The organism is Bradyrhizobium sp. NP1, assembly GCF_030378205.1.
Lineage (GTDB): Bacteria > Pseudomonadota > Alphaproteobacteria > Rhizobiales > Xanthobacteraceae > Bradyrhizobium.
In genome coordinates this window covers 7,340,950-7,364,740 of sequence record NZ_CP127385.1, presented here as the reverse complement: position 1 = coordinate 7,364,740, position 23,791 = coordinate 7,340,950, and the positions used below count along the sequence as shown (strand labels likewise).

The 23,791-nt window shown below is 64.8% G+C and carries 23 protein-coding genes and 1 other RNA gene; 12 read left to right on the top strand and 12 right to left on the bottom strand.

Going from position 1 to position 23,791, the window contains the following annotated elements:
* Positions 1-46: 46 nt before the first annotated feature.
* A complete protein-coding gene (locus tag QOU61_RS35515; RefSeq protein WP_289655820.1) occupies positions 47-1,117 on the bottom strand; it encodes an acyltransferase family protein in 1,071 nt (356 codons plus the stop codon).
* 175 nt (positions 1,118-1,292) lie between these two features.
* On the opposite strand from QOU61_RS35515, the gene QOU61_RS35510 reads away from it, so the two are divergent.
* From QOU61_RS35510 to QOU61_RS35500, 3 genes are all read left to right on the top strand, one after another.
* A complete protein-coding gene (locus QOU61_RS35510) occupies positions 1,293-2,609 on the top strand; it encodes a UDP-glucose dehydrogenase family protein (RefSeq protein WP_289655819.1) in 1,317 nt (438 codons plus the stop codon).
* 116 nt (positions 2,610-2,725) lie between these two features.
* Positions 2,726-5,212 (top strand): ATP-dependent helicase HrpB, encoded by a 2,487-nt coding sequence (gene hrpB / locus QOU61_RS35505; protein WP_289655818.1) that lies wholly within the window; start codon positions 2,726-2,728, stop codon positions 5,210-5,212.
* 183 nt (positions 5,213-5,395) lie between these two features.
* Entirely contained in the window at positions 5,396-5,902 is a 507-nt protein-coding gene (locus tag QOU61_RS35500; protein WP_289662063.1) for a TIGR02281 family clan AA aspartic protease, read from the top strand.
* A gap of 92 nt (positions 5,903-5,994) precedes the next feature.
* Here QOU61_RS35500 and QOU61_RS35495 read toward each other — a convergent pair whose 3' ends face one another.
* Positions 5,995-6,390 carry a hypothetical protein gene (locus QOU61_RS35495; protein WP_289655817.1) on the bottom strand — a complete coding sequence of 132 codons (396 nt, stop codon included), beginning with the start codon at positions 6,388-6,390 and terminating at the stop codon, positions 5,995-5,997.
* A gap of 155 nt (positions 6,391-6,545) precedes the next feature.
* Complete coding sequence (locus tag QOU61_RS35490) at positions 6,546-7,064, bottom strand: hypothetical protein (RefSeq protein WP_289655816.1); 519 nt, start codon at positions 7,062-7,064, stop codon at positions 6,546-6,548.
* 668 nt (positions 7,065-7,732) lie between these two features.
* Between QOU61_RS35490 and QOU61_RS35485 the strand changes: the two genes are divergently transcribed.
* Positions 7,733-9,232, top strand: a complete 1,500-nt coding sequence (locus QOU61_RS35485) for a phosphomannomutase/phosphoglucomutase (protein ID WP_289655815.1) — start codon at positions 7,733-7,735, stop codon at positions 9,230-9,232.
* 150 nt (positions 9,233-9,382) lie between these two features.
* Here the strand turns inward: QOU61_RS35485 and QOU61_RS35480 are convergent, their stop codons facing one another.
* The 4 genes from QOU61_RS35480 to QOU61_RS35465 all read right to left on the bottom strand — a co-directional run bounded on the left by QOU61_RS35480 (position 9,383) and on the right by QOU61_RS35465 (position 12,377).
* On the bottom strand, positions 9,383-9,886 hold the full coding sequence (locus QOU61_RS35480; protein WP_289655814.1) for an Lrp/AsnC family transcriptional regulator: 504 nt from the start codon (positions 9,884-9,886) through the stop codon (positions 9,383-9,385).
* Positions 9,887-9,952: 66 nt separating this feature from the next.
* A complete protein-coding gene (locus QOU61_RS35475; RefSeq protein ID WP_289662061.1) occupies positions 9,953-10,915 on the bottom strand; it encodes a sugar kinase in 963 nt (320 codons plus the stop codon).
* 81 nt (positions 10,916-10,996) lie between these two features.
* Complete coding sequence (nudC, locus tag QOU61_RS35470) at positions 10,997-11,947, bottom strand: NAD(+) diphosphatase (protein ID WP_289655813.1); 951 nt, start codon at positions 11,945-11,947, stop codon at positions 10,997-10,999.
* 10 nt (positions 11,948-11,957) lie between these two features.
* A complete protein-coding gene (locus tag QOU61_RS35465; RefSeq protein ID WP_289655812.1) occupies positions 11,958-12,377 on the bottom strand; it encodes an HIT domain-containing protein in 420 nt (139 codons plus the stop codon).
* A gap of 215 nt (positions 12,378-12,592) precedes the next feature.
* On the opposite strand from QOU61_RS35465, the gene ffs reads away from it, so the two are divergent.
* The 5 genes from ffs to QOU61_RS35440 all read left to right on the top strand — a co-directional run bounded on the left by ffs (position 12,593) and on the right by QOU61_RS35440 (position 16,014).
* Positions 12,593-12,689, top strand: an RNA gene (ffs, locus tag QOU61_RS35460) — signal recognition particle sRNA small type.
* 102 nt (positions 12,690-12,791) lie between these two features.
* Positions 12,792-14,618: a DNA polymerase III subunit gamma/tau gene (locus QOU61_RS35455; RefSeq protein ID WP_289655811.1), complete on the top strand. Its 1,827-nt coding sequence runs from the start codon at positions 12,792-12,794 to the stop codon at positions 14,616-14,618.
* Positions 14,619-14,630: 12 nt separating this feature from the next.
* Entirely contained in the window at positions 14,631-14,954 is a 324-nt protein-coding gene (locus QOU61_RS35450) for a YbaB/EbfC family nucleoid-associated protein (RefSeq protein WP_289655810.1), read from the top strand.
* Between the two features lie 4 nt (positions 14,955-14,958).
* Positions 14,959-15,561 carry a recombination mediator RecR gene (recR, locus tag QOU61_RS35445; protein ID WP_289655809.1) on the top strand — a complete coding sequence of 201 codons (603 nt, stop codon included), beginning with the start codon at positions 14,959-14,961 and terminating at the stop codon, positions 15,559-15,561.
* 24 nt (positions 15,562-15,585) lie between these two features.
* The gene (locus QOU61_RS35440; protein ID WP_289655808.1) at positions 15,586-16,014 is read left to right on the top strand and encodes a hypothetical protein; all 429 of its coding nucleotides are present in this window, start codon (positions 15,586-15,588) and stop codon (positions 16,012-16,014) included.
* Positions 16,015-16,132: 118 nt separating this feature from the next.
* Here the strand turns inward: QOU61_RS35440 and QOU61_RS35435 are convergent, their stop codons facing one another.
* The 3 genes from QOU61_RS35435 to QOU61_RS35425 all read right to left on the bottom strand — a co-directional run bounded on the left by QOU61_RS35435 (position 16,133) and on the right by QOU61_RS35425 (position 19,209).
* A complete protein-coding gene (locus QOU61_RS35435) occupies positions 16,133-17,506 on the bottom strand; it encodes an AmpG family muropeptide MFS transporter (protein ID WP_289655807.1) in 1,374 nt (457 codons plus the stop codon).
* Between the two features lie 121 nt (positions 17,507-17,627).
* Entirely contained in the window at positions 17,628-17,951 is a 324-nt protein-coding gene (locus tag QOU61_RS35430) for a GIY-YIG nuclease family protein (protein WP_289662060.1), read from the bottom strand.
* Positions 17,952-18,006: 55 nt separating this feature from the next.
* The gene (locus tag QOU61_RS35425) at positions 18,007-19,209 is read right to left on the bottom strand and encodes a DNA recombination protein RmuC (protein WP_289655806.1); all 1,203 of its coding nucleotides are present in this window, start codon (positions 19,207-19,209) and stop codon (positions 18,007-18,009) included.
* A gap of 170 nt (positions 19,210-19,379) precedes the next feature.
* Here QOU61_RS35425 and def point away from each other — a divergent pair, with 170 nt between their 5' ends.
* From def to truA, 3 genes are all read left to right on the top strand, one after another.
* Positions 19,380-19,907, top strand: coding sequence for a peptide deformylase (gene def / locus QOU61_RS35420; protein ID WP_289655805.1), 528 nt, complete (start codon positions 19,380-19,382; stop codon positions 19,905-19,907).
* A gap of 136 nt (positions 19,908-20,043) precedes the next feature.
* Positions 20,044-20,976: a methionyl-tRNA formyltransferase gene (gene fmt, locus QOU61_RS35415; protein ID WP_289655804.1), complete on the top strand. Its 933-nt coding sequence runs from the start codon at positions 20,044-20,046 to the stop codon at positions 20,974-20,976.
* Between the two features lie 111 nt (positions 20,977-21,087).
* Positions 21,088-21,825, top strand: coding sequence for a tRNA pseudouridine(38-40) synthase TruA (gene truA / locus QOU61_RS35410; protein ID WP_289662058.1), 738 nt, complete (start codon positions 21,088-21,090; stop codon positions 21,823-21,825).
* Positions 21,826-21,889: 64 nt separating this feature from the next.
* On the opposite strand, the gene dapE is transcribed toward truA, so the two are convergent.
* Positions 21,890-23,056, bottom strand: coding sequence for a succinyl-diaminopimelate desuccinylase (dapE, locus tag QOU61_RS35405; protein WP_289655803.1), 1,167 nt, complete (start codon positions 23,054-23,056; stop codon positions 21,890-21,892).
* 69 nt (positions 23,057-23,125) lie between these two features.
* Positions 23,126-23,773 carry a DUF805 domain-containing protein gene (locus QOU61_RS35400; RefSeq protein ID WP_289655802.1) on the bottom strand — a complete coding sequence of 216 codons (648 nt, stop codon included), beginning with the start codon at positions 23,771-23,773 and terminating at the stop codon, positions 23,126-23,128.
* Positions 23,774-23,791 lie beyond the last annotated feature (18 nt).

Genomic DNA, 23,791 nt, shown 5'->3' with positions numbered 1-23,791 from the left:
AAATCCGCCTTCGTGGCCCGTACGCGGACGGCAAGCAAGGCGAAGGCTATTCCGCTGCCTGCAGGACGGGGCGAGCCTTTTTCGGCGCGATCCAGAACGCCTCGGGCCGCTCGAACAGGAAATTGGCGCGCAGGCCGAGTGCAAGCCGCCAGATCAGAAGCGCACCGGCAACGCCTACCAGCGTCACCACCAGCGAGACCGCGCCGATGTCAGGGATCAGCCCGGTCTTCAAAAGCACCGTCCGCGTCGTCGCCATCGGCAGGAAGAAGGCGAGGTAGATCACGATCGAATGCTCGCCGCAGAAGCGGAGGAAATTGAGCCAGCGCATTTTGGCAAGCAGCGCGGCGATCGTGACGATCGCGCAGGCGCCGGCAACGCCGAGCATCAGCGAGACCAGGGGCCACTCGCTCGCGCCCAGCACAACGAGGCCGCCGTCGATGATCGCCCACAGCATCAGCGCCGCGAGCGAAAGCACGGGGTGCGCTCGCGCCCGGTTGGACAGTGCGAACACCCAATCGGCGAACAGGTAGCCGGAATAGAAATAGACGAAGCGTGCGCAGAACTCGTCGATCACGGTCCAGCCGGTCGCGACATGCGCCATCTCGAGGCTGGCTGCGACCGCCCAGATCGCGAGCGGCGGGAGCCCGCGTGTCAGTTTTGTGACAACGAAGAATATGGGCAGCAGATAAATGAACCACAGCGTGCCGAACGGCTCGATGAAGGATTCCAGATACAGATAGCCGACATGGGGCCAGCCCGATTCGGCGGCGAAAGCGGGCGCCTTGAAGCCGAACTGGATCGTCACCCAGAGCACATAGAAATAGGCGAAATGCACCACCTTGCGATCGAGGTAGGTGCGCCAGCCGCGATCGATCACGAGCGGCAGGAAAAGCCCTGAAATCAGGAAGAAATCCGGCATCCGGAACGGTTTTGCGAACGCCACGAAGGGGTGCATGAAGCCGGTCTGGCCGGCGGCCAGTTCGACCCCCAGCACCGAATGCATCATCACCACCATGACGATGCAGATGCCCTTGGCGTAGTCGACCCAGTCGACCCGGGCCTCGGCGGGCGATGGCGCGGAAGGGGTAATCAGCCTGGATGTGCCGTTTGCTATCATTGGTGTGTTGTTTTGCTGTGCGGACGCGGCATCTTCGGCCCCGGTGGTTTCTTTCTCCTTTATTCATTCAAACAGCATGCCGCTTTATCGCCGGCGGACCGTTTCCCCGGCGCCGAAAATCATCTAAGACCGCCCCGGAAATAGGATCGTTAACCATAGAGATGCGGGTTGTTTCATGCGGATTGCCATGATTGGCACGGGCTATGTGGGACTGGTTTCCGGTGCCTGTTTTGCGGATTTCGGTCATCAAGTGACCTGTGTCGACAAGGACCGTGAGAAGATCGAAAGCCTGCGGCGCGGCGAGATTCCGATCTTCGAGCCGGGGCTTGACGCGCTGGTCGCCGGCAATGTGAAGGCGGGGCGGCTCGATTTCGCGACCGACCTCAAGGATCCGGTCGCGGAAGCCGATGCGGTGTTCATCGCGGTCGGCACGCCGTCGCGGCGCGGCGATGGCCATGCCGACCTTACTTACGTCTATGCCGCCGCGCGCGAGATCGCCGCCGCGCTCAAGGGCTTCACGGTCGTCGTCACCAAGTCGACCGTTCCCGTCGGCACCGGCGACGAGGTCGAGCGCATCATCCGCGAGGTCAATCCATCCGCCGACGTGGTGGTGGCTTCCAATCCGGAATTCCTGCGCGAGGGCGCGGCGATCCGCGATTTCAAGTTCCCCGACCGGATCGTGGTCGGCACCGCGGACGAGCGCGGCCGCAAGGTGCTCGGCGAAGTCTACCGGCCGCTGTCGCTCAACCAGGCGCCGCTGATGTACACCGCGCGGCGCACCGCGGAGCTGATCAAATACGCCGCGAACGCGTTCCTCGCGACCAAGATCACCTTCATCAACGAGATCGCCGATCTCGCCGAAAAAGTTGGCGCCGACGTGCAGGAAGTCGCGCGCGGCATCGGGCTGGACAACCGGATAGGTTCGAAATTCCTGCATGCGGGTCCGGGCTTCGGCGGCTCCTGCTTTCCGAAGGATACGCGTGCGCTGGTCAAGATCGCGCAGGACCATGACGTGCAACTGCGCATCGTCGAGGCCGTGCTCGGGGTCAACGACAATCGCAAGCGTGCAATGGCGCGCAAGGTGGCCGTTGCGGCCGGCGGCAGCCTGCGCGGCAAGACGGTGGCCGTGCTCGGGCTGACCTTCAAGCCTGATACCGACGACATGCGCGAGGCGCCGTCGATCCCGTTGGTGACGGGGCTGCTCGACATGGGCGCGAAAGTGCGCGCGCATGATCCTGTCGGTATCGAGCAGGCGCGGAAGGAATTGCCCGAGATCGACTATTGCGACGATCCCTACACTTGCGTGAACGGCGCCGACGCCATGGTGATCGTGACCGAATGGGCGCAATTCCGCGCGCTCGACCTCGAACGCCTCAAGAGCGCGATGGCGCAACCGGTGGTGATCGATCTGCGCAACATCTATCGCCCCGAAGAGATGGTGGCGCACGGCTTTGTCTATGAGAGCGTCGGCCGGCCGCCGCGGCGGCGGTGAATCTGTGCTCGTTCCGTCATGGCCGTGCTTGTCACGGCCATCCACGTCTTGTTTTCTTCAGCTAGGGAAAGACGTGGATGCCCGGGTCAAGCCCGGGCACGACGAGTGGTGAAATAGTGCCCCGCAGCTTCGACACGCCGCTTCCGATCGATGCCGTCCTCGACGAGCTGGCGCGCACGCTGGAAAAAAGCAACACCGCCGTGCTGGTCGCGCCGCCCGGCGCCGGCAAGACCACGCGCGTGCCGCTGGCGCTGCTCGATGCGCCCTGGGCCAGGGACAAGAAGATCATCGTGCTGGAGCCGCGCCGCATCGCGGCCCGCGCCAGCGCCGAGCGCATGGCCAAAACCCTGGGCGAGCGCGCCGGCGAGACGGTCGGCTATCGCGTCCGCTTCGGCTCGAAGGTCTCGCGCGCGACCCGGATCGAGGTGGTGACCGAGGGGATCTTTTCGCGCCAGATCCTCGATGATCCCGAACTGACCGGCGTCGCGGCCGTGCTGTTCGACGAATTCCACGAGCGCTCGCTCGATGCCGATCTGGGGCTCGCGCTGGCGCGCGACGCGCAGACCGGCTTGCGCGAGGACCTGCGCATCCTCGTGATGTCGGCAACGCTGGACGGCGCGCGGATCGCCAGGCTGCTTGGCGAGGCGCCGGTGATCGAGAGCGAGGGCCGCGCCTTTCCGGTCGAAACGCGCTATCTCGGCCGCAAGACCGACGCGCCTGTCGAACGGCAGATGGCGGAGGCGATCGCCGGCGGTCTGCGCGCCGATCCCGGCTCGGTGCTCGCGTTTCTGCCTGGCGCCGCCGAAATCCGCCGCACCCAGAATTTCCTCGCCGAGCGTATCCATGATGACCGGATCGAGATCGTGCCGCTGTTCGGCGCGCTGGATGCCGCCGTGCAGGATCGTGCGATCGCGCCAGCGCCGAACGGGCATCGCAAGGTCGTGCTCGCCACCTCGATCGCCGAGACCTCGCTGACCATCGAGGGCGTGCGCATCGTGGTCGATTCGGGGCTGGCGCGCGTGCCGCGCTACGAGCCGGACATCGCGCTGACGCGGCTCGAGACCGTGCGAGCCTCGCGCGCCGCCGTCGACCAGCGCCGCGGCCGTGCCGGCCGCACCTCACCCGGCATCTGCTACCGGTTATGGGACGAGCCGCAGACCGCTTCGCTGGCGCCGTTCACGCAGCCCGAGATCCTCAGCGCCGACCTGTCGTCGCTGGTGCTCGATCTCGCGCAATGGGGCGTCACCGATCCGGCCGGGCTTGCCTTTCTCGATCCGCCGCCGGCGCCCGCGCTGAAGGAGGCGAAAAGCCTGCTGCGCGAACTCGGCGCGCTCGACGCCGACGGCCGCATCACCGCTGAAGGCCAGGCGTTGCGCGCGCTGGCGCTGCCGCCGCGGCTCGCGCGCATGATCGTCGACTCGCAGCGGCTCGGCGCGGCCGAGGCGGCCGCCGAGATCGCCGCTGTTCTCACCGAACGCGGGCTCGGCGGCGACAGCGTCGACCTCGACGTCAGGCTCGACCAGTTCCGGCGCGATCGCTCGCCGCGCGCGACAGCCGCGCGCGACCTCGCCCGCCGCTGGGCGCAGCAGGTGGCATCTCCTCCCTCCCCGCAAGCGGGAGAGGAGATTAGCACCGGCGTCATGCTGGCCTTTGCCTTCCCCGACCGCATCGCGAAGAACCGCGGCAATGGCAGCTTCGTGCTGGCCAACGGGCGCGGTGCCGCGGTGGAGCAGACCTCGGCCCTGGCGCGCACGCCTACCATCGCGGTTGCGGAATTGACCGGTACGGCGGCGAACGGCCGGATCCTGCTGGCGGCGCCGATCTCGGCGGACGAGATCGAGCGGCGTTTTGCCGAGCAGATCGAAACCACGGACGAGATTTCGTTCGATCGTGGCGCGATGGCGCTGCGGGCCCGCCGCAAACGCACCCTGCACGCGATCACGCTTTCCGAAGCGCCGCTGGCGCTGACGCCGTCAGCGGAAACCGCGCGCGTCCTGGCCGATGGGCTGCTTGCCGCGGGTCTCGACAAATTGCCGTGGTCGAAGGCCGCCAAGCAGTGGCGCGACCGCGTCATGTTCCTGCGCAAGGCGCAGGGGCAAGTTCAAGGCGAGAGCTGGCCCGATCTGTCCGACGATGCGCTCGCCGCGCGACGTGAAGACTGGCTGGTGCCGGCGCTCTACGACAAGACCTCGCTGAAGGAGATTTCCGCCGGCGATCTGTCGGATGCGCTGCTGGCGCTCCTGCCCTGGGAGCTGCGCGGCCGGCTCGAACGCGAGGCGCCCACGCATTTCGAGGCGCCGACCGGCACCCAGCTTGCGATCGACTATGAAGCCGAGCAGGGCCCGACGATCGCGGTCCGGCTGCAGGAGCTGTTTGGCCTCACCACGCATCCGTCGATCGCAACGGGCAAGGTGCCGCTGGTGCTGGAACTGCTGTCGCCGGCGCACCGCCCGGTGCAGGTGACGCGCGACCTGCCGGGATTCTGGCGCGGCAGCTATGCAGCGGTGCGTTCCGACCTGCGCGGCCGTTATCCGCGCCACCCCTGGCCGGAGGATCCGGCGACCGCACCGCCAACCCGGCGGGTCAAGCCGCGCGGCACGTAAGGCGTCGCGGCTTCGGCCAAATCGGCAATTGGCGTCCGCTTTTTCGCTTTCAGCCCGCCCGTTAACGCTTCGCTCATCCTTTTCGCGAAAATGGCGGCCTCGACCGGTAGCCCTTTGTCGCGGTTTGGCCGCGACTATGGTGGAATTGAGTGTCAGCGTAGCGAGTAGCGTATGCGTACCATCATGATCACTGCGGCCGTCATGACGGGGCTTGGCGTCTTCATGGCGCAGGTCGCGGACAAGCTGTCGCCCGCGCCGGCTGCCGCCACCGTTGCACCGAAAAAGATTGCCATGGCCGCCACTGCGGCGCCGGCCGACGTCCGCAGCCTCAACATTCCGCGTGATGCGCGTGGCCATTTCAGGGTCGACGGTCGGATCGACGGTCAGCGTATCGCCTTCATGGTCGATACCGGCGCTTCCGTGGTGGCGCTGAACGAGACCTCGGCGGCGCGCTTCGGCCTGCGGCCTGCGCCCAGCGAGTACAAGGCGAGCGTCTCGACCGCCAACGGCACCATCAAGGCGGCGCCTGCCCATCTTGCCATGGTCGATCTCGGCGGCATCGTCGTGCGCGATGTCGACGCCATGGTGCTGCCTGACGAGGCGCTGTCGGAAAACCTGCTCGGGCTGTCCTTCCTGTCGAAGCTGAAGCGCTTCGAATATGCCAACGGGCAGATGGTGCTGGAGCAGTAAGGCCCTTGGTTGCCAATCCACCTACATGCTCTGAAGGCCTTAAACGTTTTTCGTGGAAAATTCGCGTTCGGGATTCTCGATCAAAGTTTGGATTAGGGTTGCGGAGTTACCTCCACGCACTGAGCAGTGCCTGAAATACAGAACTCAGTTTTTCCCGAACTCTGGTCGATTTTCCAAGAGCCGAACACCGGCAATCCGCCAAACCTGTTTGACATCCCTCCCTGCACGTTCGGTCCTTTGCTGATCGGATTCTCGGGAAAGCCGGGTCTCTCGGTGCATTGACCGGTCAGTTGCTCAGTCCTGGCGTCGAGGACTGCGGTGCAGTGATAGAGCTTCTTGTTCTTGTGGTCGAGGCGCTCGGCAGCATAATGGTTTACCCCGGTCTCCACAGTCGCAATGTCAGCGACAATTTCGTAATCCGCAGCCAGCCCAGCGGTCGCCGTCACGGTTAGCGGAAGCGCGAGTATTCCGGTCTTCAGAAGTTTCATAGAACTCTCGATGTCTTCCCCCTGTGATGCGGACCATATCCTCAGGCCGGCAGAAATGGAGGCGAATTTCAGATTGTGGCCCTTGGCGACATATCCCGTTGCCGCATTGCCTTGGTCGGCAATAGGGCAGACCTCCAAGCTTATGAGTACACGGCCTAGTAGCCCTTGTACTCTCTGACACTCAGGAAGTTTGGATCTCCTTCAACCGGGATAGCTACCAACAAACCAGTCGGGTCGGCAGCGGCGATTGTTCTCAAATTATTGCTACCGGGTTCTGAGAACGTCAGTGTATGTCCGTAAACCCCACCGAAATTCGTGGGTTTGGCGTTGTCAGTGGCAGTGATTGTGAGATTACGGTTGGCAGTAGTAACCTGAGGGCCTGCTGGTGGGGTGCCAGTCGAGTTTTTTGCATAAACGTAGCTGTCAACCATACCATTTTCACGCAAGAAAGTTAGGCCACCGCCTGTAGCCGGTGCACCGGCATCGGGTTGACCGGCTCCCGTTGCTGGCGGTTGCTGCGGCGAGCCTTGCGGCGGGACCTGGGCCTGGGTCTGTTGAATCTGCGCCTGCTGAGCAGGGACACCCGCGGCGAACGGATTGTGGTCAACGGGAACGAGCGAGTAGTCATCGAAATCCGGCTGATGGTCCACCGGCACCAGAGAGTAATCAGGCATGATGAATCACCTACAGTTATTTGCGGACACTTTCGGATGGGCCCGTGATGTGACCGCGCCCTCGCGGAGAGGGCTGGGTTGGTTTTAAGTGTTTGAAGGCAAGTGCTTGAAGGATGGCTTGCGCAAAGGCGCGGGAGCGTCGAGTCCGGTTCGGCTTGCCCATCGTTTTCGCCGGGCGCACGTCTGTCTGCGGGGTCGGCCTTGGCTGTCAGCCCATTCGGTTCGCTGTGGCGGCCAGGTTCGGCGCGCTCGGCAGCGTATTGCCTGACAGCGTTTTGTCTGATTCAAAAAGCCCGCGGCGGACTTTCCAGCGCGGGCTTAATTCTTGCGACGATGATGATATGCCGGTGATTTGCCCGACGTGTCAAATTATTTGACGCGGAGATTGCAGAGCGCCGGGAGCGGCTGAAATAACAACCGCGCGGCAATGCCTGTCCATGCCTAGCGCCACCCCTGCGGAAACCATGCTGGGTCGGAGTGATGGCGGTTAGGCAACTCGTAGGGCGCAATAGCGTGGCGTATTGCGCCGCTGTGCAAAGATGGGTGGATGACGCTTCGCCCATCCACCCTAATTTAATCGCCACAAAACCGCTGTCCCGCCTTCCGCTCGGCCTTCGCATTCGCTATGGCTGCGGATCATTGCTGTACCCCCGACGAGGCCAATCCTCATGTTTCCAAAGCCGAAATCCGTACTGGTTCCCAATACCTATGCCTTTGAATCCGAGCCGATGGTGAAGGCGACCGGCTTTCGCGAATACGACGCGCGCTGGCTGTTCAACAAGGAAATCAACCTGATGGGCGTGCAGGCGCTCGGCATGGGGCTGGGCACGCTGATCAAGGAACTGGGCGTCAAGCAGGAAATCGTCACCGGGCACGATTTCCGTAGTTATTCCGCCTCGATCAAATATGCGCTGATCTCCGGCCTGATGGCCTCGGGCTGCAAGGTGCACGACATCGGCCTTGCGGTGACGCCGATGGCCTATTTCGCGCAATTCGATCTCGACGTGCCCTGCGTCGCCATGGTGACGGCTTCGCACAACGACAACGGCTGGACCGGCGTGAAGATGGGCGCCAACCGCCCGCTCACCTTCGGCCCCGACGAGATGACGCGGCTGAAGGAGATCGTGCTCAATGCCGCGTTCAAGTCCACGACCGGCGGCTCCTATCAATTCCACGAGAATTTTCCGGCGCGCTACATCGCCGATCTCACCAACCGGCCGAAGCTGAAGCGCAAGCTGAAGGCCGTGGTCGCCTGCGGCAACGGCACCGCGGGCGCGTTCGCTCCGCAGGTGATGGAAAAGATCGGCTGCGAGGTGGTCCCGCTCGACACCGAGCTCGACTACACCTTCCCGAAATACAATCCGAACCCCGAAGACCTCGAGATGCTGCACGCGATCCGCGATGCCGTGCTCGCGAACAAGGCCGATGTGGGCCTGGGGTTTGACGGTGACGGCGACCGCTGCGGCGTCGTCGACAATACGGGCGAGGAGATCTTCGCCGACAAGGTCGGCGTCATGCTGGCGCGCGACATGTCGGCGATCCACAAGGACGCGCTATTCGTCGTCGACGTGAAATCGACCGGGCTTTTCATCACCGATCCCGTCCTGCAAAAGCAGGGTGCGAAGACGACCTACTGGAAGACCGGCCATTCCTACATGAAGCGCCGCACCAACGAACTCGGCGCGCTCGCGGGCTTCGAGAAGTCCGGCCATTTCTTCTTCAACAAGCCGTTCGGCCGCGGCTATGACGACGGCCTGGTGTCGGCGATCGCGATCTGCGAGATGCTCGATCGCGCGCAGGGCAAGTCGATGGCGGACCTGAAGAACGCGCTGCCAAAAACCTGGTCGTCGCCGACCATGTCGCCGCACTGCGCCGACGAGGTCAAATACGGCATCGTCGACTCCGTGGTGAAGCATTTCGAGACGCTGCAGAAGAAGGGCGAAAAAGTCGCGGGCCAGAACATCCGCGATCTCGTCACCGTCAACGGCGTGCGCGTGACCGTCGAGGACGGCAGCTGGGGTCTCGTGCGCGCGTCCTCGAACAAGCCCGAGCTTGTGGTCGTGGTGGAAAGCCCGGTTTCCGAGCGGCGGATGCGCGACATGTTCGAGGCGGTGGACAGCGTGCTGCGCACCCACCCCGAAGTCGGCGAGTACAATCAGAAGATCTGATTTTCGCGCCGGCCGTTCGACGCATATTTGTCGGTCATGCCCCGCGAAAGCGGGGCATCCAGTACGCAGCGGCGTCTCGGTCTATAGCTGCCGTCTCTGGAATACTGGGTCTCCCGCTTTCGCGGGTGACGACGACGAGTGGTGGCGGCTTTAAGCGACCGCCGGCACCGGCAGCGCGGTGACCGACTTGATCTTCTCCATCGCAAAGCGCGACGTGACGTTCTTCAGCGGCACGGTTGCGATCAGCTTCTTGTAGAAGACGTCGTAGCTCTGCATGTCCGCGACCACGACGCGCAGCATGTAGTCGACGTCGCCCGCCATCCGATAGAATTCCATCACCTCGGGCATGGCGCTGACGGCGTCGGCGAATTTCTTCAGCCAGGCCTCGGAATGGTCGGAGCTCTCCACCGAGACGAACACGGAAATGCCGAGCCCGACCTTGTTCTGGTCGACGAGCGCGACGCGGCGCAGGATCACGCCGTCGGCTTCCAGGCGCTGGATGCGCTTCCAGCAGGGGGTCGAGGACAGGCCGACGCGGTCGCCGATCTCGGCAACCGACAGCGAGGCATCCTCCTGCAGCACCATCAGGATCTTGCGATCGATGGCGTCGAGGCGGCGATTGGGTTCATGAAGCTGAACAGCAAGCTCGGTCATGAGAAGAAAGTTCCATATGCGAGGGCTCACACCCTGATATATAGAAAAATCTTCTATGGCAAGAGCCTAATGGGCAGTTCCGACCGGGCTGGAGGTCCGGCCCTGTTTTAAAAGCTCCACAACTTCAGCACGTCGCGGGGCGGCCAGGGCTCCTCCGAAGCGGGTGCATTTCAGGGCTGCAGCGGCGGAGGCGAACCGCAGGGCGTCCTGGAGTTCCTGTTTTTCGGTGATGGCGAGGGTAAAGGCGCCATGGAAGACGTCGCCGGCGCCGAGCGTGTCCACGGTATGCACCGGGAAAGCCGGTGTCTGTTGCAGGTTGCCGTTCTCGTCGAGCCAGATGGTGCCCTGGGCGCCCCTGGTGCCTGCGAGGAACGAGGAAGTCACCTTGGCCACCCGCCTCAGCGCCTCGCCATCGTCGGCCACACCGGCGGTTTCCTGTAGCGGCTCGCTCGAGAAAACCAGGTGCGAGGAGACGGTCAAAAGGCCCTCCCGCATCGACATCGCCCGGTCGGCGTCCACGACGACGGGAATGCCGCGGCGCCGCGCCTCGGCGCAGAGGTCGGTGCAGAATTCGGCGCAACGGCTCTCGGTCAGGATGGCGTGACAATCGTCCAGCAGCGTGTCGGGGGCGGGGAGGCGGACCTTCCACAGTTCCGGGTCGCGGAAGGTGACGATGGTGCGTTCGCCGGAAGGGTCGATCATGATGGTCGAGATCGGCGTCACCAGCCCCGGCATGTGGATGATGTGGTTGGTTTCAATTCCTTCATGCGCGAGCATCTCGAAAATGTAGCGGCTCGAGGTCTCCTTCTGGTCGCCCATCGGCCCGCAGATCGTGGCGCGGCCGCCGAGCCGCACGATGGCGATCGCGGCGTTCAGCGCGTTGCCGCCGCAGATCTCCTCGAAGTGGCTGGCGTTCTCCTTGGAGCCGCGCGCCGGCACACCCGTCACGCGGAACGTCAGGTCGCGCACCGGCATGCCGATGCAAAGAACGCGCGGCGGAATCCTTGGTGCGGCCGACTGAAAATTCATGCCGGGGTCCGTCATGACGGTTCCCCATTCGCTGGGAACCAGGCTGCTGCATCAATGAATAAGGTCATCGGCCGTTCCACGTTATGCGCTTGCGGGCTTGCCATCATGCACCCAGCGTCCGACCAAATGATGGGCAATCGCGAACGGGTGCGGGCCCGCGAGCCCATCGGGATGCTTGCGGGCGAGCATCAGGCGCGCCTCCTCGCGGTCGAACCAGCGCGCGTCCTCGAGTTCCGAACGGTCGACGACGACCTCCTCGTTGAGGGCGCGCGCGGTGCAGCCGATCATCAGCGACGAGGGGTAGGGCCAGGGCTGCGTCATGTAATATTGCACCTCGGTGCAGCGGATTCCGGACTCCTCGAAGATCTCCCGGCGCACCGCGTCCTCGATGGTCTCGGCCGCTTCGACGAAACCGGCGAGACAGGAATACATGCCAGGCGGAAAGTGCTTTTGCCGGCCGAGCAGGCATTTGTCGCCCAGGGTGACGAGCGAGATCACGACCGGATCGGTGCGCGGAAAATGCTCGGCCTTGCAAGAAGGGCACTCGCGCTTCCAGCCGCCTTCGCGCATCGCGGTGCGCGTGCCGCAATTGGCGCAGAAGCCGTGGCGCTGATGCCAGTTCACCATCGACTTCGCCGCGGCGATCGCCGCGAGCTCGCCCGGCGGCACCGCCCCCTGCATCGCCATGCCGCGCAATTCGTTGACGGCGACATCGTCGCGGCTCACGAGCTTTTCGGCGGCGGCGGCGGAGACGCCCATGCCGAACACCGCGGCGCCGTCGCGCAGCCCCAGGAAGATCGTGCCGGGATTGGCGCCGAATTTCACCGCCTCGTCGAGCGTGAGCAGCGCGCGCGTGCGCTCCGCCTCCTTTTTCACGACGAGGGAGTCGCGATAGACCACATAGGCGCGCGAGCGGGGGTCGCTCTCCAGCGCCATCAGCTTCTCGTCATTCATGCGCAGATGCGCGGCGCGATCGAGGACGTTGGAAACAAAGGCCGGCTGGCCCAGTGGAAATGCGTCGAAGGCTGACATTTTCGTCTTCTCAACCTAGCCAGATCTTGCGCCTGAGCGCGCTGATGAAATTCTGCACCTCTTCGGCGTCATGGGCGAGCGGCGGCATCACGCCCCAGACCGGGCGCGGCCAGGCGGCGTCGCTGGAGCGGCGGGCGATGATATGGACGTGGAGCTGCGGCACCAGGTTGCCGAGCGCGGCGACGTTCAGCTTGTCGCAGCGGGAAACCTCCTTCAGCGCGCGCGAAACGCGGGAAATCTCCGTCATCAGCTGCGCCTGCTCGACCTCCGCAAGGTCGATGATCTCGACGATGTCCGGGCGGCGGGGCACCAGCAGCAGCCAGGGATAATGCGCATCCTTGATGACGAGCACCCGGCACAGCGGCAGGTCGCCGATGTCGATGGTGTCCTTCTTGAGCTGGGAATGCAGCGACCAGGCGGGATCGGACATGGGGGTTCCCGGGCATAAAAATGACGCTCGTCATGGCCGGGCTTGACCCCGGCCATCCACGTCTTGATCTGCTGCCAGATTAAGAAAGACGTGGATGCCCGGCACAAGGCCGGGCACGACGGCAACTAATGCTTTTCCGTATTCCTGCACAAGTCCCGCAAACGGGGGTGCAGCCCCGCTTGCTTTCTCGGCCTTTTGGCCCCAAATAGGGGTCGGGAGATTGGCGGTGGACGAGCCACTCGCCAACCGGGTCAGGTCCGGAAGGAAGCAGCCCTAACGAGGTCCGGATCGGGTCGCTCGTCAGTCTCCTACCGTTTTTTCGAGCGAATCGCGCCGGCGGCGCCGAAGTCTGCGCCCGGCGCTCGCTCCTTTCCGCAAACGCCGGCCGAGAAAGACAGAACTGCGGATCGATCGATGACCGACGCTGGCGCTCCGCCCGAGAAATCCGACAGCACCGACCAGGGTGGCCTCGGCCTTGGCGCCCCCGCACCCTACCGCGTGCTGGCGCGCAAATACCGCCCTTCCGGATTCGAAGATTTGATCGGACAGGACGCCGTGGTCCGCACGGTTTCCAACGCGTTCGAGACCGGGCGGATTCCGCAGGCCTGGATCCTGACCGGCGTGCGCGGCGTGGGCAAGACCACCACGGCGCGGATCCTCGCCCGCGCGCTCAATTACGAGCTGCCGGACGGTTCGGTGAAGGGGCCGACCATCCACATGCCGACGCTCGGCGTGCATTGCCGGGCGATCATGGAAAGCCGGCACATGGATGTGCTGGAGATGGACGCGGCCTCCCATACCGGCGTCGACGACGTCCGCCAGATCAATGACAGCGTGCGCTACGCCCCGGCCAGCGCCCGCTACAAGGTCTACATCATCGACGAAGTCCACATGCTGTCGACGGCCGCGTTCAACGCGTTCCTGAAGACGCTGGAAGAGCCGCCGGAGCACGCCAAGTTCGTGTTCGCGACCACCGAGATCCGAAAAGTTCCGGTCACGGTGTTGTCGCGCTGCCAGCGTTTCGACCTGCGCCGCGTCGAGGCCGACGTGCTGATGACGCACCTTTCCAACATCGCGAAAAAGGAAGGCGTCGAGGTCGAGCCGGAGGCGCTCGGCATCATCGCGCGGGCAGCCGAAGGCTCGGTGCGCGATTCGCTGTCGCTGTTCGACCAGGCGATCGCGCATGCCGCGGGCAAGGTGCGCGCCGACGAAGTGCGGCAGATGCTTGGGCTCGCCGACCGCACCCGGGTGATCGACCTGTTCGAGAGCCTGGCGCGCGGCGATATCGCGAGCGCCTTCCGTGAGTTCCGCGATCAATACGACACCGGCGCCGATCCGGTCGTCGTGCTCTCGGACCTCGCCGAATTCGTCAATTTCGTCACCCGCGTGAAGATCGTGCCGGCGACCGCCGACAATGTCGCCTATGGCGAGACCGAGCGCGTGCGGGCCCGCGATTTCGCCACAAAACTCTCGATGCGCGTGCTGTCGCGGATGTGGCAGATGCTGCTCAAGGGCATCGCCGAGGTGCAGGGCGCGACGCGGCCAGCGGCTGCGGCCGAGATGGTGCTGGTGCGCATCGCCTATGTCGCCGATCTGCCGACGCCGGATGAAGCGATCCGCATGATCGAGCAGAACGGCGGCGCGTCTTCCACTGCTGCGACCGCTGCGGTTCCACGCGGCACGCCGGCCCCGGTTGCATCCGCCATGGCGTCCGCGCCGGCGCGCCCGGCGGCTCCCGCGCCGCGCTCCGGCGCTGAAGCCTCGCTCCGTCCGCAAATGGCGCCTGCCGCGGAAGCCCAGGGCGCGCCGACCTTGCGCATCACCAGCTTCCCCCAGCTCGTCGCGCTCGCGGCCGAAAAGCGCGATCTTCTGATCAAGGGCGCGCTGGAAAGCGACATGCGGCTCGTCCGCATCGAGGACGGGCGGCTCGAGGTCGCACTCGAACCGAACGCCGCGAAGACGCTCATCAACGATCTCTCCCGCAAGCTCGATCAATGGACCGGCAAGCGCTGGACCGTGGTGGTCTCCAACGCGGCCGGCCAGCCGACCCTGCGCTCGCAACATGAAGCGGCGAGAAACCAGCGCGAGCGTGCCGCCGAGGCCGATCCGCGGGTGCAGGAGGTGCTGGCGCGCTTTCCCGGCACCAAGATCCTCGAGGTGCGCAGGCTTGCCCCCGAGCTGCCGGAATCCGACTCTATCGGTGAGGATCCCGCCGAGACGCCGGACAACGACGATTTTTGAGAAGGAAACACGATGCCCGATTTCCTCGGCATGATGAAGCAGGCGGCGCAGCTGCAATCGAAGATGCAGGAGATGCAGGAAGAACTCGGCAATGTCGAAGTCGAGGGCGTCTCCGGCGGCGGTCTCGTCGCCGTGCGCATGACCGCGAAGATGGAGGTGAAGGGCGTCAAGATCGACCCTTCGCTGATGAAGGCGGAAGAGCGCGAGGTCCTGGAAGACCTGCTGGTGACCGCGCATAACGATGCGCGGCGCAAGGCGGAAGCCGCCGTGCAGGAAAAGATGGCGGCGCTGACCGGTGGGCTCGGGCTGCCGCCCGGACTATTGGGCTCGACATAACATCATGCCTGCGGTTGCCGGTCCTGAAATCGAGCGCCTGATCCAGCTCCTGGCAAGGCTGCCGGGGCTCGGGCCGCGTTCGGCGCGGCGCGCTGCGCTGCATCTGATCAAGAAGCGCGAAGCGCTGATGACGCCGCTTTCCTCGGCGCTCCAGGTCGCGATCGACAAGGTCCAGGTCTGCAAGACCTGCGGCAATATCGACACGCAAAATCCCTGCACGGTATGCACCGATCCCCGGCGTGACGGCTCGATCATCGTGGTGGTGGCCGACGTCGCCGATCTCTGGGCGCTGGAGCGGGCGAATGCGACGCAGGGCCGCTATCACGTGCTGGGCGCGACGCTGTCGCCGCTCGACGGCGTCGGCCCGCAGGACCTCACCATCGATCAACTGGTCAAGCGCGCGCACGAGCCCGAGGTCTCCGAGATCATCCTCGCGCTCAATGCCACCGTGGATGGCCAGACCACGGCGCATTACATCACCGACCTCCTGCAGGAGGCGAATGTCAGGGTGACCCGGCTCGCGCACGGCGTGCCGGTCGGCGGCGAACTCGACTATCTCGACGAGGGCACGCTTTCAGCGGCGATGCGCCAGCGCACGCTGTTCTAGCAACAACAGACGGGACATGACGGAATGACGAAACGACGATTCGGCAAACGATGGGCTTTGGCGGCGGTTCTGGCGGCAGCGGTCAGCGCGCCCGCGCTCGCGCAGCAAGGCGGCGCCGCACCGAAGGCCGGCAAGCCGATCAAGGCCGGCGACATCCTCTCCGGCGAGCTAAACGCGATGAAGGTGCGCGGCGGCAAGAGCGGCAAGCGTGTCGCCACCTACCAGATCACCAGCGAGCCGCGCCGGCTGCCGCCGCCGAACGGGCTGTGCAACCTCGAGACCGGGCCGGAAACGTTCCAGCTCGTCACGACCAGCGATGCCCAGGCGGCGCAGCTGCGGGCGTTCGTCGGCAAGGAAATCTCGGTGAAGGTCGACGAGATCGCCTGCGCGGAGGCCGCCGGCCAGATGAGCGAGGCGGTCGTCACCAAATGGAGCGTGGTGACGAAGCAGTAGACAATGTCATCGCCCGGCTTGACCGGGCGATCCAGTACGCGGTGACCTTGCCGTCCTGTTACCGCTGTCTTTGGAATACTGGATCACCCGCTTTCGCGGGTGATGACGCGGAGAAAAACTACACCTTCACCGGTCCCAGACTTTCGAAATGTCCGCGCCGCTGCAGCCACGCCAGCAGGACGAAGCTCGGGATCGCGACCAGCACGCAGATCGCGAAGAACAGCGGCCAGCCGGTCGCTTTCGCGACATAGCCCGCGCCCGACGACAGATAGGTGCGGCCGACGGCGGCGAGCGCGGTCAGGAGCGCATATTGGGTCGCGGTGTGCAGCGGGTTGCGGCACAGTGCCGACAGGTAGGCGACGAAGATCACGGTGCCGATGGCGCTGGTGAAATTCTCGGCGGTGATCGCAAGCGCCAGCGCCCACTGGTTGATGCCGACCAGTGCCAGCCACGAGAACGACAGATTGGCGAGCGCCTGCAGCACGCCGCCGATCCACAGGCTCGCGGCCAGTGAATAGCGCCGCGCCACGAAGCCGCCGGCAAAGCCGCCGATCAGCGTTGCCGCAAGCCCCACGCCCTTGACGATGGCGGCGTAATCGTTGCGGGAAAAACCGAGGTCGATCACGAACGGCGCCGTCATGGTTCCCGAGAAGGCGTCGGTGAACTTGAACAGCACGACAAAGGCGAGCGCGGCGAACGCGTCACGACGGGTGAGGAATTCGGAGAATGCGCCCACCGCGGCATGCAGGACGCGCGCGAACGCGCTTTCCGCTTCGGTCGCGGTCTCGACCCGTGCCGATTGATCGGGTTCGGTCGCCGCGAGCGCGGTGACGGTGCCGATCAGGACCAGCGCCGCCATCACGACATAGCCCCACATCCAGGCCGCCCCGCGGGTCAGGCCCGTGCTCTCGAAGCCGGAGACGATGAACAATGCGCCGGCGGTCGACACCAGCATGCCGATGCGATAGGCCGCGACGTAGGACGCCATGCCGGCGGCCTGCTCGCTTTCGGGCAGGCTTTCGACGCGGAAGGCATCGACCACGATGTCCTGGGTCGAGGAGGCCGTCGCGACCAGCAGCGCGGCGACCGCGACGAACAGCGGCGAGCGCGCGGGGTCGGCGAGCGCCAGCAGCAGGATCGCCGCGATCAGGAGCAGCTGCGAGAATAAAAGCCAGCCCCGCCGGCGTCCGAAGGCGCGTGTGAACAGCGGCACATGCAGCGCATCGACCAGCGGCGCCCACAGGAACTTCAGCGTGTAGGGCGTGCCGACCAGCGCGAACAGGCCGATGGTGCCGAGGTCGACGCCGGATTCGCGCATCCAGACCAGCAGCGTCGATCCGGACAGCGCGAGCGGCAGGCCGGACGAAAAGCCGAGCAGCAGCACGATCAGCACGCGCCGTTGCAGATAGACGGCAAGGCTGTCGCGCCAGGAGGTGGGCGGCGCTTTGTGCGTCACAGCGGCGCTTTCCGATGTCGCTTCGGGAGCAGTCATTTGTCCATTCTGCGGTCATCGTCCGCGAAGGCGGACGATCCAGTATTCCGTGAAGGTTCGTTCCAGCTACCCGGGCCGCGGCGTACTGGATGCCCCGCTTTCGCGGGGCATGACGATAGGATCATGCGGCGGCGATGCTGGGATAAAGATCGTCCCAATTTGGATTGTGCTCTTCGATCAGACGAATCTTCCAGGCTCGATTCCACTTCTTCAAGCGCTTTTCACGTCGGATTGCGTTCTCAGGATCGTCGAACAGCTCAAAGTACACGAGCCCGATGACATTGTATCTTTCAGTGAAGCCCTCGGCGACCTTTAGTTTGTGTTCAGCCCCGCGGCGAACCAGGTCGTTGGTCACGCCGATATACAGTGTTCCGCCGATCCGGCTGGCCAGAATGTAGACGTAGAAGCTGGCGTTCCTGCATCCATCGTCTCTGCAATACTGGATCGCCCGGTCAAGCCGGGCGATGACGGCGACAATAGCAGATCGTTCTTGCGGAGGATCACTCCCCGGCCTGCAGCTTGCGCGGCAGTGGGAACAGATCGGGTGTGGTCTTGACCAGGCGCGGGGCTTCCGCCGGCGGCTCCTTGGAAAAGTCCAGCTCCTCGATGCGGCCGGCGCGCTTCTCGATCTTGTCGGCGGAGATCAGGATCTGCCTGACGTCCTCGTTGACGTCGCCAAAGTGCTTCTGCAGCTTGAGCACGCGGTCGCGCAGGCGAGTCAGGTCGTCGCCGAGATTCATCACCTCGGTGCGGATCTGGTCGGCGGCGTCGCGGATGCGCGCGTCCTTCAGAATCTGCTGCATCACCTGGATCGCCAGCATCAATAGCGAGGGCGACACCAGCACCACGCGGGCGCGATAGGCCTTCTGGATCACGTCGTCGAATCCGTCATGGATTTCCGCATAGACGGATTCCGAGGGCACGAACATCAAGGCCGTGTCCTGGGTTTCGCCGGCGATCAGATATTTCTCGGCGATGTCGGCGACGTGCTTGAGCACGTCGTTGCGCAGCCGCTGGCCTGCCAGCTTTTTCTCCTCGTCGGTGCGCGCAACATGCAGCGCGGTCACCGATTCCAGCGGGAATTTGGCGTCGATGCAGAGCGGGCGCTGGTCGGGCAGGAACACCACGCAATCGGGCCGCTTGCCGGTCGAGAGTGTGTGCTGGAATTCGTAGGAGCCCTTGGGCATTCCGTCCTGGACGATCGCTTCCATCCGCGCCTGGCCGAACGCGCCGCGCGCCTGCTTGTTGGCGAGCACGTCGCGCAAGGTCGTCACCTGCGTCGTCAGGTCGGTGAGATTCTTGTGCGCATGGTCGATGATGCCGAGCCGCTCGTGCAGCTTGCGCAGCGAGTCCATCGTGTTGCGCGTGGTCTGCTCCATGGACTGGCCGACGCGATGGGTGACCGAATCAAGACGCTCATTGACGGAGCGGGCGAGCTCGGCCTGGCGGCCGGCGAGGGTCTGCGTCATGGCGTCGACCCGTCCGCTCGCCTCGCTTTGCACGCGCATCATCTCGGAGAGGCGTTCCTCCAGCTCGTCGGCGCGGATCGCCTGCGCCATCGCAAGCGCGGCGCTGCGCCGTCCCGATCGCGCAATCACGATCGCGATGACGAGCAGCAGCAATAGGGTGAGCGCGCCAAAGCCGATCAGCGCCTCGTTGATGCGGATCGGCCAGTCGCCGACGACGAACAGAATCTGGTTCATGCGCCACTAGTAGCCGATTCGCAGGGTTCCGCGAACGAAGAGAGAACGTATTTGGTCAATCAGGGGCTAAATCCGATGGTTAAGGCTGGCTTAAAATTCCTGGGCCGCCGTGGCGCGATGGTTCCCCGCGCGGATTGACCCCCAGAGATCAGCAGCTTAAATCGCCCGCCATGGCCATCCGCGAAATCATCATCCTGCCCGACAAACAGTTGCGGCTCGTCTCCAAGCCCGTCGAAAAGGTGACCCCGGAGATCCGCAGGCTTGCCGACGACATGTTCGAGACCATGTATGCCGCGCCCGGGATCGGGCTCGCGGCGATCCAGATCGCGGAGCCGTTGCGGCTGATCACGATGGACCTCGCCAAGCGCGACGAGAACGGCGAGACGACCCCGCAGCCGCGGGTATTCATCAATCCCGAGATCCTCGCGCGTTCGGAGGAAATGTCGGTCTACGAGGAGGGCTGCCTCTCGATCCCCGAATATTACGAGGAGGTCGAACGCCCGGCCAAGGTGCGGGTGCGTTACACGGATCTCGACGGCAAGGTGCATGAGGAAGATGCCGAGGGGCTGTATGCGACCTGCATCCAGCACGAAATCGACCATCTCAACGGCGTCCTGTTCGTGGACTATCTCTCGAAGCTCAAGCGTGACCGCGTGCTGAAGAAGTTCACCAAGGCCGCCAAGCGTACGGGAGAGTAGGCCCCCTGCTCGTCATGGTCCGGCCTCGTGCCGGGCATCGACCTCTTCCTTTTTCTCGCGACATCAAGGACGTGGATGGCCGGGACAAGCCCGGCCATGACGGATAAATTGAGCTGATGCGTCGCAGGATAGTTCCATGCCCCTCCGCCTGATCTTCATGGGCACGCCAGATTTCGCGGTGCCGACGCTGCTCGAGCTCGCAGGCCATGGCCATGAGATCGCAGCCGTCTACACCCGCGCGCCAAAACCTGGCGGCCGCGGCATGAAACCACAGGCGACGCCCGTGGAGCAGGAAGCGCGGCGGCTTGCCATTCCGGTGCTGACGCCGAAGACGCTGCGGAGCGAGGAGGCGCTTGCCGAGCTGCGCGCGTTCAATGCGGATGCCGCCGTCGTCGTCGCCTATGGCATGATCCTGCCGCAGCCGATCCTGGATGCGCCGCGGCTCGGATGCTTCAACCTGCATGCATCGCTGTTGCCGCGCTGGCGCGGGGCGGCGCCCATCAACCGCGCCATCATGGAAGGCGATCTCGAATCAGGCGTCATGGTGATGAGGATGGATGCCGGCCTCGACACCGGCGACGTCGCGATGGCCGAGCGCGTACCGATCACCGACGCCACGACGGCGGCCGACCTGCATGATCGTCTTGCGCCGCTCGGCGCCGGCCTGATGGTGCGGGCCATGGCGGCGCTGGAGCGCGGCGCGCTGCAACTGAAAAAGCAGAGCGAGCAGGGCGTGACCTACGCCGCCAAGATCGACAAGGCGGAAGCCAGGATCGACTGGAGCAGGCCGGCGCATGCCGTGCTGCGCCACGTCCACGGGCTGTCGCCGTTTCCCGGCGCCTGGAGCGAGATCGCGGGCATGGGCGAACCGGTCCGCATCAAGGTCCTGCGCTGCCAGCTTGCAAGCGGCGCGGGCCATCCCGGAGCGGTGCTCGACGAGCGCCTCACGATCGCCTGCGGCGATGGCGCGATCCGCATCACCGAGCTGCAGCGGGCCGGCAAGGCGCCGATGAAGGCGGGGGAGTTTTTGCGCGGCACGCCGCTGAAGAAGGAAGCCCGAATTGAATAAGATCGTCATACGCGGGCTTGACCCGCGTATCCATCTTGGAAAACAACCTCCTGAAGGATGATGGATGGCCGGGTCAAGCCCGGCCATGACGATCGAAATAGATTGAACCTGATGCCGCGCTACAAGCTCACCATCGAATATGACGGCACGCCGTTCTCCGGTTGGCAGCTTCAGGACAACCTGCCGACGGTGCAGGGCGCGCTGGAAGCCGCCGTCAAGGCGACCTGCGGCGACGATGTCCGCGTGCACGGTTCGGGCCGCACCGATGCCGGCGTCCACGCGCTCGGGCAGGTCGCCCATTGCGATATCGCAAAACCCTTCAGGCCTGATCGTCTGCGTGACGCGCTGAACGCGCATCTGCGCCCCGATCCGGTCGCCGTGCTCGCCGCCGAGATCGTGCCCGAAACCTTCGAGGCGCGGTTCTCGGCAGTGAAGCGACACTATCTCTATCGCATCGCCAACACGCGGGCGAACCTCGCGCTCGATGTCGGCCGCGTCTGGCGCGTGCCGCGGCGGCTCGATGCGGACGCGATGCACGCGGCCGCGCAACGGCTCGTCGGCAAGCATGATTTCACGACCTTCCGTGACACCGAGTGCCAGGCGAAATCGCCGGACAAGACGCTCGACCAGCTCGATGTCGTGCGGCAGGGCGACGCGGTCCGGATCATGACCTCGGCGCGTTCCTTCCTGCACAGCCAGGTGCGCTCGATGGTCGGCTCGCTGGTGTGGGTCGGCGAGGGGCGCTGGAGCGCCGATGATCTCGCCGCCGCGCTTGCCGCGCGCGACCGCGCAGCCTGCGGCGTGGTTGCGCCGCCCGAGGGGCTCTATCTGGTGCGGGTGCAGTATTAGAAGCAGTCATGCCCCGCGAATGCGATGGGTTTCGCTGCGTTCAACCCATCCTACGACTGCTCTCTCACGCAAAATACCGCGCCAAAATCCCGCGATAGATCTTCGTCAGCTTCTCGATATCGGCGACCGAGGCCCGTTCGTCGATCTGGTGCATGGTCTGGCCGACCAGCCCGAACTCGATCACCGGGCAGTAGCTCGCGATGAAGCGCGCATCCGACGTGCCGCCCGATGTCGACAGCTCGGGCTTGCGCCCCGTAACCTCCTCGATCGCCGAGACCGCGAGGTCGGTGAAGGGGCCGGGCTTTGTCACGAACACGTTCGAGTTCGAGGACTCCCAGACGATGCGGGCGCGGACGCGGTTGCCGGCGGCTCTCGCCAGCCGCTCCTCGACCAGCTTGCGCAATGTCTCCTGCGTGTGGTGATCGTTGAAGCGGATGTTGAAGCGGGCGCGTGCCTGACCCGGGATCACGTTGAAGGCGGTGTTGCCGACGTCAACGGAGGTGAATTCAAGGTTGGAGGCCTGGAACTGCGCGCTGCCATTGTCGAGCGGCTCCTCGCTCAGCGCCACGATCAGCCGCGAAATGTCCGGCACCGGGTTCGCCGCGCGATGCGGATAGGCGACATGGCCCTGCCGGCCTTCGACATGCAGCGTGCCGGACTGCGAGCCGCGGCGGCCGATCTTGATGCAGTCGCCGAGCACTTCCACGTTGGAGGGTTCGCCCAGCACGCAATGGTCGAATTTCTCGCCGCGCGCGGCGACCCATTGCAGAAGCTTCACGGTGCCATTGACCGAGACGTCTTCCTCGTCGCCGGTGATCAGGAACGAGATCGAGCCCTTGCCGTCGTCGCGGACCTTGCCGCCGTGGTCGGCGAGATGCTGCAGCACCGCGGCGACGCTGCAGGCGATGCCGCCCTTCATGTCGACCGCGCCGCGGCCATAGAGGAAGCCGTCCTTCACCTCGCCTGAAAATGCGCCGACGCTCCAGGCGGTCTCATCGCCCGGCGGCACCACGTCGGTGTGGCCGGCAAAGGTGATGTGCGGGCCTTCGTTGCCGATACGGGCATAGAGGTTGTCGATGTCGGCGATGCCGGGTTCGGAGAAGGCGACGCGGTGCGTCGCGAAGCCGGCAGCCTTCAGAAGGGTTTCGAGCACGCCGAGCGCGCCGGCGTCGGCGGGTGTGACGGAAGGGCAGCGGACGAGGTCGCGGGTAATGGAAAGGGCGTCGGTCATGCCGTCCGCTTACCATGCGGAGACGACCCGCGGAACGGCAAATCGCCAGCGCGTCTTCTAGCGCGCCTTCTACCGCGTTTTGGCGGCTGGTCCGAGCGGCGGCACGACAAGACGAACGTCCGGAATCGGCGCCGCGGCGCGGTGCGGCACCGGCTCGGTTTCATGGTCCTGATTCCAGCGCGTCGGCGTGCCGCGGGGCTGGGTCCGGGTTTTCGGCAGCGGATTGGGGCCGAAGCGGTTGGTCCATCGGGTACCCTTCAGGCAGTACATCTCGATGAAGCCCCAGGCCATCAGGATGGCGACGATGACGGCGGCTGCGGTCACCGCATAGGAATCGCCGAGCCGGTCGGCGAACTGGCTGTAGAGGCCGGGGATGACGAAGAATGGCACCATCCACCAGCCATTCTTGTCGCGGTCATGCAGCCGCTTGATCGCGGTGGCGGCATAGATCCACAGGAAAACGGGGGTGCCGAACCCATGGACGACAAGCGAAACGGGGCTGGCGGAATGCCAGGCGCGCATCGCGCGCGGATCGATGATCTCAAAGATATCATCGATGCCGAAATGGATCGACGTCGGGCCGCCGAACAGCTTGCCGATACAGGCGACCAGAAGGCCCAGGAGCATCATCCAGCAGACGATCACGAGGCCGGCGAGCCAGCATTTGGCGCGGTTGATGCGGCCCTTGAAGCTGAACAGGTACCAAAGCCAGTCCATCGCGACCTCCGGAGCCGC